Source organism: Paenarthrobacter sp. YJN-5, from assembly GCF_015040095.1.
Taxonomy (GTDB): Bacteria; Actinomycetota; Actinomycetes; order Actinomycetales; family Micrococcaceae; genus Arthrobacter; species Arthrobacter ureafaciens.
In genome coordinates this window covers 3,006,916-3,019,816 of sequence record NZ_CP053544.1, presented here as the reverse complement: position 1 = coordinate 3,019,816, position 12,901 = coordinate 3,006,916, and the positions used below count along the sequence as shown (strand labels likewise).

13 protein-coding genes are annotated in these 12,901 nt (G+C 64.7%); 5 read left to right on the top strand and 8 right to left on the bottom strand.

Translation table 11 applies throughout. From position 1 onward, the window contains the following. Nucleotides 1-27 precede the first annotated feature (27 nt). From HMI59_RS14255 to HMI59_RS14240, 4 genes are read right to left on the bottom strand one after another with little or no spacing between them, the layout of a single operon-like run. Nucleotides 28-1,503, bottom strand: a complete 1,476-nt coding sequence (locus HMI59_RS14255; protein ID WP_193591660.1) for a cation acetate symporter — start codon at nt 1,501-1,503, stop codon at nt 28-30. Continuing rightward, on the bottom strand, nt 1,500-1,859 hold the full coding sequence (locus HMI59_RS14250; RefSeq protein ID WP_166183917.1) for a hypothetical protein: 360 nt from the start codon (nt 1,857-1,859) through the stop codon (nt 1,500-1,502). The genes HMI59_RS14255 and HMI59_RS14250 overlap by 4 nt, the downstream gene beginning before the upstream one ends. Beyond that, entirely contained in the window at nt 1,856-2,575 is a 720-nt protein-coding gene (locus HMI59_RS14245) for a LytTR family DNA-binding domain-containing protein (RefSeq protein ID WP_021472583.1), read from the bottom strand. Before HMI59_RS14245 ends, HMI59_RS14250 begins: the two co-directional genes overlap by 4 nt. Before the next feature lie 15 nt (nt 2,576-2,590). Next, nucleotides 2,591-3,769: a histidine kinase gene (locus HMI59_RS14240; protein WP_193591659.1), complete on the bottom strand. Its 1,179-nt coding sequence runs from the start codon at nt 3,767-3,769 to the stop codon at nt 2,591-2,593. A gap of 194 nt (nt 3,770-3,963) precedes the next feature. Between HMI59_RS14240 and HMI59_RS14235 the strand changes: the two genes are divergently transcribed. Then, a complete protein-coding gene (locus HMI59_RS14235; RefSeq protein ID WP_021472585.1) occupies nt 3,964-4,344 on the top strand; it encodes a DUF485 domain-containing protein in 381 nt (126 codons plus the stop codon). A gap of 5 nt (nt 4,345-4,349) precedes the next feature. Continuing rightward, the gene (locus HMI59_RS14230; RefSeq protein WP_031216614.1) at nt 4,350-5,957 is read left to right on the top strand and encodes a cation acetate symporter; all 1,608 of its coding nucleotides are present in this window, start codon (nt 4,350-4,352) and stop codon (nt 5,955-5,957) included. Nucleotides 5,958-6,039: 82 nt separating this feature from the next. Here the strand turns inward: HMI59_RS14230 and HMI59_RS14225 are convergent, their stop codons facing one another. The 3 genes from HMI59_RS14225 to HMI59_RS14215 form a co-directional block, all read right to left on the bottom strand. Then, the gene (locus HMI59_RS14225) at nt 6,040-7,059 is read right to left on the bottom strand and encodes a PHP domain-containing protein (protein ID WP_193591658.1); all 1,020 of its coding nucleotides are present in this window, start codon (nt 7,057-7,059) and stop codon (nt 6,040-6,042) included. 19 nt (nt 7,060-7,078) lie between these two features. Next, nucleotides 7,079-7,780 carry a hypothetical protein gene (locus HMI59_RS25715; RefSeq protein ID WP_227471395.1) on the bottom strand — a complete coding sequence of 234 codons (702 nt, stop codon included), beginning with the start codon at nt 7,778-7,780 and terminating at the stop codon, nt 7,079-7,081. Between the two features lie 119 nt (nt 7,781-7,899). Then, on the bottom strand, nt 7,900-8,370 hold the full coding sequence (locus tag HMI59_RS14215) for an Lrp/AsnC family transcriptional regulator (RefSeq protein ID WP_031216615.1): 471 nt from the start codon (nt 8,368-8,370) through the stop codon (nt 7,900-7,902). A 195-nt stretch (nt 8,371-8,565) separates the two neighbouring features. On the opposite strand from HMI59_RS14215, the gene pdhA reads away from it, so the two are divergent. From pdhA to HMI59_RS14200, 3 genes are read left to right on the top strand one after another with little or no spacing between them, the layout of a single operon-like run. Continuing rightward, nucleotides 8,566-9,732 carry a pyruvate dehydrogenase (acetyl-transferring) E1 component subunit alpha gene (pdhA, locus tag HMI59_RS14210; protein WP_021472590.1) on the top strand — a complete coding sequence of 389 codons (1,167 nt, stop codon included), beginning with the start codon at nt 8,566-8,568 and terminating at the stop codon, nt 9,730-9,732. Further along, the gene (locus HMI59_RS14205) at nt 9,732-10,742 is read left to right on the top strand and encodes an alpha-ketoacid dehydrogenase subunit beta (RefSeq protein WP_166183927.1); all 1,011 of its coding nucleotides are present in this window, start codon (nt 9,732-9,734) and stop codon (nt 10,740-10,742) included. Before pdhA ends, HMI59_RS14205 begins: the two co-directional genes overlap by 1 nt. Then, a complete protein-coding gene (locus HMI59_RS14200; protein ID WP_193591657.1) occupies nt 10,739-12,040 on the top strand; it encodes a dihydrolipoamide acetyltransferase family protein in 1,302 nt (433 codons plus the stop codon). The genes HMI59_RS14205 and HMI59_RS14200 overlap by 4 nt, the downstream gene beginning before the upstream one ends. On the opposite strand, the gene HMI59_RS14195 is transcribed toward HMI59_RS14200, so the two are convergent. Continuing rightward, nucleotides 12,037-12,891, bottom strand: coding sequence for an NAD(P)-dependent oxidoreductase (locus HMI59_RS14195; RefSeq protein ID WP_193591656.1), 855 nt, complete (start codon nt 12,889-12,891; stop codon nt 12,037-12,039). The two genes, HMI59_RS14200 and HMI59_RS14195, sit on opposite strands and share 4 nt — an antisense overlap. Nucleotides 12,892-12,901: the final 10 nt, after the last annotated feature.

Genomic DNA, 12,901 nt, shown 5'->3' with positions numbered 1-12,901 from the left:
CACCCCGCAGGAGCTGCGGACAACCGGTCAGGGCAGTTGGCGTTCGGTGACTACCGGCCGTTCCGGTACGTGCAGCCTGGACATCACGCGGTTCACCGAGGCAGGTACCCGTCCTTTGGTGGCCACGGACACGCCAACGGTCACGGCGAACGCCGCCGGAACCGTCCAGGCTGCAGGCTGGGCCAACCAGAAGGGGGCTGCACTTGCGCCCAGGACGGTGCCAGCCACCATAGCACCGCCGCACAACACGCCGCCCGTGACCATTCCGGCGATGGCGCCCGCGTCCGTCAAACCCCGCCACCAGATGCCCAGCAGCAGCACCGGGCAGATGGTGGATGCCGTGAAGGCAAAGACCAAACCGACGCTGCCTGCCAACGCCAGGGAATCGGTGGTCAAGGCAAAACCCAAGGGGACGACGGCGGCCAGCAGCGCCGCGAGCCGGAAGCCGCGGACGCTGCCTCCGAAGAGGTCCTGGCTGATGACGCCCGACAGCGAAACCACCAACCCGGAGGTGGTGGACAGGAAAGCCGCAAATGCGCCTGCCACGACGAGCGCAGAGAGAAGGTCGCCGGCCGTTCCGCCCACGAGCTTGCCAGGAAGCAGCAAAACCAAGGCGTCAGCCTGCCCGGACCGGGCCAGCTCCGGCGCGTAGATCCGCCCCAGGGCACCTGCCAGGGTAGGGAAGAGGTAGAAGACCGATAGCAGGCCCAGCACAATCAATGTTGTACGCCGGGCCGATTGCCCATCGGGATTGGTGTAGAACCGGACGAGCACGTGGGGCAGGCCCAGCGTCCCGAACAACAGGGCAACCAGCAAGGACACGTTGTGGTAGACGCCGGCGGTGGCCGTTTCCGTGGGGTTGATGGGAAGCGCCGCCACGGGAGCCGTGTCATTGGCCGTCAAGGCCAGGAGGATAAAGACCACCGGAACAGCCAGGGCCGTGAGTTTGAGCCAGTACTGGAAAGCCTGGACAAACGTGATTGAACGCATCCCGCCTGCCACTACCGTCAGGCACACAACCAGTACCACCGCCGTCGAGCCTATCCACGACGGCAGGCCCGTAGTGATGCGGATGGTAAGTGCCGCACCGTGGAGCTGCGGCACGATGTACAGCCACCCCACGGCGACTACCACCAGGCTCGTGACGCGCCGGACCATCTTGGAGTCCAGGCGGGCTTCGGTGAAGTCGGGAATCGTGTAGGCCCCGGACCGGCGCAGGGGAGCCGCGACGAATAACAGCAGCATCAGGTAGCCGGCCGTGTAGCCAACCGGGAACCACAAGGCGTCAGTACCGGACAGGAGGATGAGGCCGGCAACGCCCAGGAAACTGGCGGCCGACAGGTATTCGCCCCCGATGGCCGAGGCGTTCCACCATGGCCGGACGGTCCGGGACGCGACGTAGAAATCCCCGGTGGTCCGCGAAATGCGGAGGCCGTAGAAACCGATGGCCGCCGTCGCGAGGGAGACCGCGACGAAAGCGAACAGACCGACCGCCGGGTTCACCGCTCCTCCGTCAAATCACGGTAGCGGGCCTCGTTGCGGGCCGCCGCGCGGGTGAAGAACCACGCGCTGAGCCCTATGACCGGATACACCCCAACGCCCAGCAGAAGCCAGTCGAGACGGATTCCCAGCACAGTTGTCTCCGCAACCCCGGGTCCAAACACCAGGAAGGCCGCGAAAGCGGCGAGGATCAGCAGGAAACCGCAGGCCACCACCAGCGCCAGGCGCAATTGCGAGCGGATGAGCGAACGGACAAAAACCTTGCCGGCGTCGGACTCTTCGTTGACGTCACCGTACGCAAGCCGGCCCCGGGGCACCGGTACCGAATGGCGCGGCGCGGTGACACGGACCCGCGTCATCCTTGCGGCCGGGGACGGGTGGCTTCCAGCCGGTCCCGGACGGAGGGAAGGTGGCGGCGGCTGATGGGCAGCTCGGCGCCGGCCACGGTGACGCTGGGGGACGAAGCCGAAAGTTTGAGGTGTCCCACGTGGTTGAGCGCAATCAGGTAGCTGCGGTGGATCCGGATGAAGCCCGCCTCCGCCCACTGCTGTTCAAGGTCGCTGAGGGGAACGCGGATGAGGTAGCTCGCTTCGGCGGTGTGCAGCCGGGCATAGTCGCCCTGGGCCTGGACGTAGCTGACGTCGTCGCGGCGGATCATGCGGGTGGTGCCGCCGAGGTCCACGGTGATCATCTCCGGCGCCGGGGCGCCGTCCTTGATGAGCTCGCTGATCCGGTCCACGGACCTGGCCAGCCGTTCAGCCCGGAGCGGCTTCAGCAGGTAATCGACGGCGGCAAGATCGAACGCCTCCAAAGCGCAGTCCTCGTCGGCCGTGACAAAGACGACGGCGGGAGGGTTGCTGCTGCGGGAGATGGCCCTTGCGATGTCCAATCCGGACAAGGCCGGCATGTGAATGTCGAGGAAAACAGCATCTACGGACTCGGTTTCCAGGGTCCGCAGGGCCTCGCCGCCGGAGGAAGCGCGGTGGATTGTGCCAATGCGGCCGTCCCGCCCCAGCAGGAAGGCGAGCTCCTCAACTGCGGGCAGTTCGTCATCGGCGACGAGCACGTTGATCATGGTTCCAGATTAGCCTTATGCGTCGTGGCGAGGTTGGGACTTGGGCACGCGCATCGTAATCAGGGTGCCTTCGCCGGGGGCCGTGTCGATCACCAGGCCGTGCTCGTCGCCGTAGACCTGCCGAAGCCGTGCATCCACGTTGCGAAGGCCGACGTGGTCGCCGTCGCTGTGCCCGGCGAGCACTTGCCGCAGGTGCTCCGGGTCCATCCCCACGCCGTCGTCCTCGATGGTGACTTCCGCAAACGCGCCGGAATCATTGGCACAAATGGTGATGTGTCCGGGCCCTTCCTTCGCCTCGAGACCGTGACGGACCGCGTTCTCAACCAGCGGCTGGAGGCTGAGGAACGGGATGACCGTGCTCAGCACCTCCGGCGCGATCCGCAGGCTGACCTGGACACGCTCGCCAAACCGGGCCCGTTCCAGCAGGAGGTAGCGGTCAATGCAGCGAAGTTCCTCGGCGAGCGTGGTGAAGTCGCCGTGGCGACGGAAGGAATACCTGGTGAAGTCGGCAAACTCCACTACCAGTTCCCGTGCCCGGGCGGGGTCCGTGTTGATGAAGGAGGCAATGGCGTTCAAGGAGTTGTAGATGAAGTGCGGGCTGATCTGGGCCCTGAGAGCGCGGACTTCGGCCTCCATCAGGAGGGTCCGGGATGCCTCGAGCTCAGCCAGTTCCAGCTGGGCGCCGATCCAATCGGCCACTTCGCTGGTGGCCCGGACCAACCCGGCGCCCGCCGACGGCGCCAGGGCCGCAACTGTCCCCACCACCTTGGAGCCGGCGCGGATGGGGGCGATGACGGCACTGAAACTGTCCGGTCGACCTGTCGCGTGGGGAACCACCGCGGTGCGTCCGCTTTCCAGCACCCCGCGGACAATGCCCATGAGCGCCGGCCTGGTGTCCTCGGCCGTTCCGTCCCACGCCACCACCGCTTCAGTGTCCGTGATCGCCAAGGCCTCGCAGCCAAGGAGCGCCCGCAACTGCTTGCTGGCCTTCCCCGCCCCGGCGGGTTCCAGACCGCCGCGAAGGTGCTGTCCCGCCCGCGATGCGGCGTGCAGCGTCTTGTAGGTTGCCTGCTCGGCGTCCGTGCCGAGGTCCCGGAAGGAGCGCACCACTTTCAGGCCGACACCCACGACGACGGCCACCGCCAGGACGATCACGGCGATCGCGGCTGCTGTGAAGAGCGGGGAATCGGGCATGGAGCAAGAGTAGCCAATGCGCGGGCACGACGACGGCGGCCGGCCCGCCGCTTGCCGTTTGGCGCAGCATAGGGACCGTTGGGCGACGACGGCGGGCAATGTGCTGGAATGACTGCCCCGGCCCGTCAATAGTGATTGCAGTCACATTGGCCGGCTGTGTGGAGCCGATGTGGGCACAACAACCAGGAGGAACCATGGGTAATGATGCCCAACCCCAGGACGCGACAGCGTCCGTGGACTTCCAGGAAGTCCAGCAGACGGAGCGGTTCAAGAAGTTGCGCAAGCGGCACAGGAGCTTCGTCTTCCCCATGGCAGCAGCGTTCCTGCTGTGGTACTTCGCCTACGTTCTCTTGGCCGACTACGCGGTCGGCTTCATGTCCATAAAAGTGTGGGGAAACATCAACGTCGGCCTGATCCTGGGGCTGCTCCAGTTCGTCACCACTTTCGGAATCACCGCGTGGTACGTCAGCTACTCCAACAGGAAACTCGACCCCATCGCCGCCGAAATCCGGAACGAAATCGAAGGCCATGAGTTTGATAAGTCCGGCAGCCTGACCCGTGGGGGAGCACAGTGAACACCATGGTCCCTGCAGTGGAAGTTGCTGCACTCAAAGACACCACACTCTTGAACATGGGCATCTTCGCCCTCTTCGTTGCGGTCACCATGGTGATCGTCTTCCGTGCCAGCAGGAACAACAAGACTGCGGCCGACTACTACGCCGCCGGACGTTCCTTCACGGGCTCCCAGAACGGAACGGCCATCGCCGGCGACTACCTTTCGGCGGCCTCGTTCCTCGGCATCACCGGCGCGATCGCCATCAACGGTTATGACGGATTCCTTTACTCGATCGGGTTCCTTGTGGCCTGGCTGGTTGCCCTGCTGCTTGTGGCAGAGCTGCTGCGGAACACCGGTAAGTTCACCATGGCCGACGTCCTGTCCTTCCGCCTCCGCCAGCGGCCGGTCCGGATTGCCGCTGCGCTCTCGACGCTGGCGGTCTGCTTCTTCTACCTGCTGGCCCAGATGGCCGGAGCAGGCAGCCTGATTTCGCTGCTGCTGGGCATCAGCGACTGGGGCGGCCAGGCGCTGGTGATCATCGTCGTCGGCGCCCTCATGATCATGTACGTCCTGATCGGCGGCATGAAGGGCACCACCTGGGTGCAGATCATCAAGGCCATCCTGCTCATCGCCGGCGCGGCCGTCATGACAGCCTGGGTGCTTTCCATCTACGGCTTCAACCTGTCCAACCTCCTGGGATCGGCAGCGGAAGCCGCCAACAATCCCGCAATCCTGAACCCCGGCCTGCAGTACGGTAAGTCGGACACCTCCAAGCTCGACTTCATGTCCCTTGGCCTGGCGTTGGTCCTCGGCACGGCAGCACTGCCGCACGTCCTGATGCGCTTCTACACCGTTCCCACGGCCAAGGAAGCGCGTAAGTCCGTGGTGTGGTCCATCTGGTTGATCGGCCTCTTCTACCTCTTCACCCTGGTGCTGGGTTATGGTGCCGCAGCCCTGGTGGGCGCGGAGACCATCAAGTCTGCCCCGGGCGGCGTGAACTCCGCGGCTCCGCTGCTGGCCTTCCACCTGGGCGGGCCGCTGCTGCTGGGCTTTATCTCGGCCGTCGCTTTCGCCACCATCCTCGCGGTGGTTGCCGGCCTCACCATCACGGCGGCGGCATCGTTCGCCCACGATATCTACGCCAACGTCATCTCCAAGGGCAAAGCCGACGCCACCACGGAAGTGAAGGTTGCACGGCGCACCGTGGTGGTCATCGGCATCCTGGCAATCCTCGGCGGAATCTTCGCCAACGGACAGAACGTTGCCTTCCTGGTGGCACTGGCCTTCGCGGTCGCTGCCTCGGCCAACCTGCCCACCATTGTCTACTCCCTGTTCTGGCGGAAGTTCACCACGCAAGGTGCGGTGTGGAGCATGTACGGCGGGCTGGCCTCAGCCATCCTGCTGATCACCTTCTCGCCGGTGGTGTCCGGTGCCAAGACCTCCATGATCCAGGGCGCCAACTTCGCGTTCTTCCCGCTCAGCAACCCCGGTATCGTCTCCATACCGTTGGCCTTCTTCCTGGGCTGGTTGGGTACCGTCCTGGACAAGCGGCGTGAAGACGCTGCCAAGCAGGCCGAAATGGAGGTGCGCTCGCTGACCGGCGTCGGAGCCGAGAAAGCGGTAGACCATTGATCCACTAAACCATCGCGGTCACGCTGTGGAAGCAGTGCCCCTCATGCCTTCGGGCGGAGGGGCACTGCTTCTTTGAGCGTCGCTACCTCTTTAAGGCCAGCCATTCCCGCAACTGCGCCAGCGGCCAAGTTGTTACGATCCTTTCCCGGGGAACACCGGCGGCCTCTGCCCGCTCCGCACCGTATTGCAGGAAGTCCAGCTGGCCGGGAGCATGGGCGTCACTGTCGATGCTGAAGAAGCACCCTGCATCAAGGGCCATCTGGATGAGCCGCTCGGGCGGGTCCTGGCGCTCCGGCCGGGAATTGATCTCCACCGCTACTCCCCATTCGGCACATTCCTTGAAGACCTTTGCGGCGTCGAACTCGGATTCGGGCCTGGTGCCGCGCGAACCCTGGACCAGCCGCCCGGTGCAATGGCCCAGGACGTTGGTGTGGGGGTCGCTGATGCCGCCGAGCATGCGCTGTGTCATGGTCTTCGAATCGGAGCGCAGCTTGGAATGGACGCTGGCCACCACCACATCCAGCCGTTCCAGCATTTCCGGCGTCTGGTCCAGGGTTCCGTCTTCCAGGATGTCCACTTCGATGCCGTTGAGCAGCCGGAACCCGTCCTGGCCGGCGTTGACCTCCTCCACTATTCCCAATTGCCGGTCGAGGCGTTCCGCGCTCAGGCCGTTGGCAATCGTGAGGTTGGGGGAGTGGTCCGTCAGTGCGAGGTACTCGCGGCCCAGGGTGCGGGCTGCCGCCACCATTGTTTCGATCGGCGATCCGCCGTCGGACCAGTTGCTGTGGCTGTGCAGGTCGCCGCGCAGGGCCGAAGCAAGCCCATGGCCACCGGCGGCGAGCGGTTCGCTGCCCCGCTCGCGGAGGTCGGCCAAGTAGTCCGGAACGCGGTCTTCCATGGCCTGCGAAATGACTTCCGCGCTGCGGTTGCCAACCCCCTTGAGGCTCGTCAAGCGGCCGGACGCGATCAGGCGCGGCAGCTCGCCGGGCGGCAGCTGCCGCACGACGTCGGCCGCTTTCCTGAAGGCCTGCACTTTGAACGTCGGTGCGAGGCTGCGTTCCAGCCAGAAGGAAATTTCATCGAGCGCCTCAACGGGATCCATGGCTCCATGATCCCCGATGCTATGGGCGCAGGCGGATACTGCTCATTTTGAGGTCGTTCGTGCCCTCGAAGACATAGTGGAGGTTGATCGTCTTGCCGTCGCACTGCAGCGTCCCGGAGAGATCGGCCTTGTTGTTCCCGTTGTTGTTGTTCACGCTGACGGAGTTGTAGTTGGGCTTGCAGGAGTTATCCAGTTCCAGGCTTGCAATGCCGTCAATGAACGACTGCTTGTCCAGTTCGTCCTTGAGGGCCTGGTGGAGGTAGTCGTCGTAGGCTTCCTCGGTATCGCCGGCCACAACCAGTTTGGTGAACTCGTCGGCCAGCCCGCGCGCCTTCGACGTCGCGTTGCCAACGACGTTCACGAGCACCAACACCCCCACCACGGCGAGGACGATCACGCCGGCTACGATGCCCAGGACGATCCATAGCGTCTTCCGCTTCTTGGCAGGAGGAGCGGACGGCTGCCCGTACTGCCCCGGCGGGTACTGGCCTGGTTGGGGCGGGTATTGCCCTTGCCCTTGTTGGGGGTAGGGGTTTGGACTTCCGTAGTTGGGTGCGCCTCCCGCGGGACTTCCCTGCGGAGCTGCGTACGACGGCGGCTGTTGCCACTGCGGAGGCGTCCCGGACTGTGCGGGGTTGCCTGATGGCGGCGGGTACGGACCCGCCGGATTGGGATTCCGTGGAACATCGCCTTGTCCGTTGGGCTCTTGTGGATTACTCACTCTCGGACCCCTTTCAGCAGCCTGCTTCCGCGCCACCTTTGTGGCCGGGAACTTCCGGCAGCCCCCGATGCTTTCCTTTGAATCAAACAGCATCCTGACAGTCCGGGCAAGAGTGACTGCTACCCTTCCGAGCGCCTTCCCAGAAGCGGCTGGACCCGGTAGGGAATCATCTCCCGCATGGCCAGCGCTGTATCCGTGCGCTCAACGCCGTCGCAGGCCAGGATCTTGCCGTTGATCCTGAAGAGGTCCTCCGCGTCCAAGGCCACCACCCGCAACAGCAGGTCAGCCGAACCGGTCAGGCCGAAGCCTTCCAGGATTTCCGGGATATCGGCCAGGTCCTTCGCCAGCGTTGCCAGTTTCTGCTGCTGCACGTGGACGCTGATGAAGGCTGTGAGCGGGTACCCCAGCGCGACCGGATTGATGCGCCGTTCGAAGGACAGGAAGGCGTGCTTCTTCTCAAGCTGTGCCATGCGCGCCTGGACGGTGTTTCTGGAGAGGCCGAGCTTTTGGGCCAGGGCGACCACTGTTCCCCGCGGGTCCTTCGCCATGGCCGAGAGGAGACGGGTATCGGTGCCATCCAGTGGTTGCATAATGCGCAAGATTAGCACGGGCCTGAAGGGACAAACATGGCAGGATGCTCAATTTCCAGCAGGGTAGTTGTACCCCATGCCCTTTGTGAGTAGGGTCACAAATAACCCGGGCGAAGGAGCCCGGGGGCCGGTCTGCGGCTGGATCACAAGTCCCGCGCGGGCCGACGAATACGAGCCGGAAGGTCGCGATCACCAATGTTGACGGACAAGGCGGGAACGGACGCAGGCACCACTGCTCCGGACCCGGGACTCAGCGGACACAATCCCTTGCGGACCGGCGGCGGGATGCTGCAACTGGTCTCCCCGGAGGGGGAGCGGATAAGCCATCCCGAGTTCGATCTCTGGATCAAGGACATCGGAGACGAACAGCTTTGTTCCCTCTTTGAGGACATGACTGTCATCCGCCGCATCGACGCCGAGGCCACCGCACTGCAACGCCAAGGTGAACTGGCCCTATGGCCGCCCCTGCTCGGCCAGGAAGCATCGCAGATTGGTTCCAGCCGGGCCCTTCGTGACGAAGATTTCGTCTTTCCCAGCTACCGCGAGAGCGGCGTGGCGTACGTACGCGGCGCCCACGTGTCCGAGATCGCCAAGGTCTGGCGCGGCAACGCTTTATACAGCTGGGATCCGCAGCGGATCAACATGGCCACCCCCCAAATCATCATCGGGTCCCAGAGCCTGCACGCCACCGGCTATGCGATGGGCGTTCAGCTGGACGGCGCCAGCTCCGCGGTCATGGCCTACTTCGGCGACGGCGCTACCAGTGAAGGCGACGTCAACGAGGCCATGGTCTTCGCCGCCAGCTTCCAGGCCCCCGTGGTGTTCTTCTGCCAGAACAACCACTGGGCCATTTCCGAGCCCGTGCGCGTACAGTCCCACGTCCAGCTGGCGGACCGTCCCACCGGTTTCGGCATTCCCAGCATGCGGGTTGACGGCAACGACGTCCTGGCCGTCATGGCAGCCACCCGGGTGGCGCTGGACAGGGCACGCAAGGGCGGTGGGCCGACGTTCATAGAAGCGGTCACGTACCGCATGGGTCCGCACACGACGGCGGACGACCCCACCCGTTACCGGGACGCGAACGAACTGGAAGACTGGGCAGCGAAGGATCCCATCCTCCGCATTCGCAGGCTGCTCGATGCCAAGGGCCTGCTGACGGAGGAACTTGAAGCACAGGTCAAAGCGAAGGCCGACGCCGTGGGAACCGAATTGAGGACCAGTTGCATCACCATGCCGGATCCCCAACCCCTGGATGTTTTCAACCACGTCTACAGCACGCCCAACCCTTGGATTGAACGGCAGAAGGACCACTATTCGCGCTACCTGAACAGCTTCAACACCGTCGAGGAAGGTGCCCGCTGATGTCCAAGCTCACTTTTGCCCGGGCCATCAACGCAGGGCTCCGCAAGTCATTGGAAAACGATCCCAAGGTAGTTCTCATCGGCGAGGACATCGGTACCCTCGGAGGTGTTTTCCGGGTCACCGACGGACTCCAGAAAGACTTCGGGCGGCACCGCGTCATCGATTCGCCGCTGGCGGAGTCGGGCATCGTGGGCACGGCAGTCGGCCTTGCCTACCGCGGCTACCGCCCTGTGTGCGAGATCCAGTTCGACGGTTTTATCTACCCTGCTTTCGACCAGATCGTCAGCCAGGTGGCCAAGATGCACTACCGGACGCAGGGCAGGGTCAAAATGCCCATCACCATCCGGGTTCCCTTCGGTGGCGGCATAGGGTCTCCGGAGCACCACTCGGAGTCCCCGGAGGCCTATTTCACCCACACTTCCGGGCTGCGGGTGGTGGCCGTATCCAATCCGCAGGATGCCTACACCATGATCCAGCAGGCCATCGCCTCGGATGACCCGGTGCTGTACTTCGAACCCAAGCGCCGCTATCACGACAAGGGCGATGTGGATGAGGCCGCGGACCTCTCCTCGGCACTTCCCATGGACAAGGCAGCCGTGGTGAACGCCGGCACGGACGTCACCCTGGTGGCCTACGGTCCCTTGGTCAAGACGGCCAGGGATGCCGCGCAGGCAGCGGCGGACGAGGGAACCTCGGTGGAAGTCATCGATCTTCGGTCCTTGGCGCCGGTGGACTATCCCGTGGTCGAGGCGTCGGTCCGCAAGACCGGCCGCCTGGTCATTACGCATGAGGCAGCCCAATCCGGCGGCCTGGGTGCCGAGATCGCGGCCAGCATCACGGAGCGCTGCTTCAACTACCTCGAAACAGCGCCGGTGCGGGTCACTGGCTTCGACGTTCCCTACCCCTATTCCAAGCTCGAAATGCACCATCTGCCGGACCTGGACCGGATCCTGGATGGCGTTGATCGCGCGCTGGGCCGCCCCAACTCGTTGAGTGGACTGGAAGGATGAGCGCCACCATGATCAAGGAATTCAAGCTGCCGGACCTCGGCGAGGGCCTCACGGAGTCCGAGATCCTTAGCTGGAAAGTGGCGGTGGGGGATACCGTCAGCCTCAACCAGGTCATTGCCGAGGTTGAGACGGCCAAGGCAGTGGTGGAACTTCCGTCCCCGTTTGCGGGAGTGGTAGCGGCTTTGCATGAGGAACCCGGCACGGTGGTTGAGGTGGGCAAGCCGATTGTCTCGTTCGAAGTGGACGACGCCGGAGCTGCCCAGGGCGCAGAGGCGACGGACGCCGAATCTCCGGCCGGTCCCGCCAAACGCGAGCCGAACCTGGTAGGTTACGGCGCCGTCGTCGAGCATTCCGGGCGGCCCGCGAGGCGTGCCCGCGCTGCTGCCCCGGCGGTTGCTCCCCGGGCAGGGGAAACCGCCGTCGGGGAGCGGCCACGTTCCACGCCGCCTGTCCGCAAACTGGCCCGGGACCTCGGCGTCGATCTGGAGCGCGTCACCGGAACCGGCCCGCACGGGCTGATCACCCGCGAGGATGTACAGAACTTTGCGGGCGCACCGGCACCGGACGCACAGGCCCCCACGGCGCCGGCCGCCGGCGGCCGGGAAACCCGGACCCCGGTCAAGGGCGTACGCAAGTTCAGCGCGGCTGCCATGGTGCAAAGCGCCTTCACCGCACCGCACGTCACGGAGTTCCTGACCGTGGATGTCACTCCAACCATGGAGTTGCTGGCCCGGCTAAAGAGCAACAGAGCGTTCGACGGCGTGAAGTTGACCCCGCTCACCATCGCGGCAAAGGCCGTGCTGATTGCGCTGCGGAACAACCCCACCCTCAATACGCACTGGGACGATGAGAAGCAGGAGATTGTCCAGTACCACTACGTCAACCTCGGCATCGCGGCCGCTACTCCACGCGGCCTGACGGTGCCGAACATCAAGGATGCGGAGCAGTTGCCGCTGCGTGAGCTCGCCGTTCAGTTGTCCGAACTGACGGACACTGCCCGGGCAGGGAAGACATCCCCGGCGGATCTGTCGGGCGGCACGATCTCCATCACCAACATAGGCGTCTTCGGCATTGACGCCGGGACGCCCATCCTCAACCCGGGCGAAGCGGCCATTGTGGCGTTGGGAGCGGTGCGGAAAGCGCCGTGGGTGGTGGACGACGAACTGGTGGTCCGCCAGGTGATGTCGCTCAGCCTGTCCTTCGACCACCGCCTGGTGGACGGGGAACAGGGTTCGCGGTTCCTGGCCGACCTCGGCGCGATCCTTTCCGACCCGGCGATGGTGCTGACCATGGTCTAGCTTGCCTGGTGGGTGTCCCGCCAGCTGTGTTCGGGTTCGAATCCCAAGAGCCTCCGGGCCTTGTCGATGGACAGCATCGTTTCGTGCGGCTGCAGTTCCTTGACGACGTCGACGCCGGGAAAGACTTCCGCGGTAAGTTCGGCACTGCTCCGGCTCATGACGGTGTCTGCCGCGGCGATGATGAACCGTTCGAACCCTGGCGGGGCAACCTCGAGGGCGCGGGCCACGGCCTGGGCGCCGTCGCGGGCGTCGATGTAGCCCCAAAGGTTCCACTTACGCCGGGTCGCGTCAGCGTCGAAGGACGGGAACGCGGCGTAGTCTTCAGGATCCATGACATTCGAAAAACGCAGGGCCGTGATGCTGAGCTCAGGGTCCCAGCGGGTGAGTTGGATGGCCATCTGCTCTTCCAGGTGCTTGACCAGCGAATACGTGCTTTCGGGCCGGGCGTCGTATTCCTCATCCACCGGGATGTAGGGCGGCGGCGCATCGAAGGGTAGGCCAAGCACTGTCTCGCTGGAGGCGTAGACGACCTTCTTGATGCCTGCACGGCGTGCTGACTGGAACACGTTGTAGGTGGAGAGCATGTTGTTCTCGAAGATCGCGGAGTCGGGGGCCAGCCCGGGGGCCGGGATGGCCCCTAGGTGGACGATCGCATCCAGACCGTCGTGCCGGTCGTCGAGCCCAAGGATCACGTCCACCACCTGGCCGTAGTTGCGCAGGTCGACGCTGACGTATCCAGGACCCCGCTCACCGTCCCGGTCGAGGTTGAACACTTGGTGGCCATCCTCTGTCAGCCTCCGCACGACGCTCCTGCCCAACTTTCCGCTTCCACCGGTGACAGCAATCTTCATGGGGTTCTCC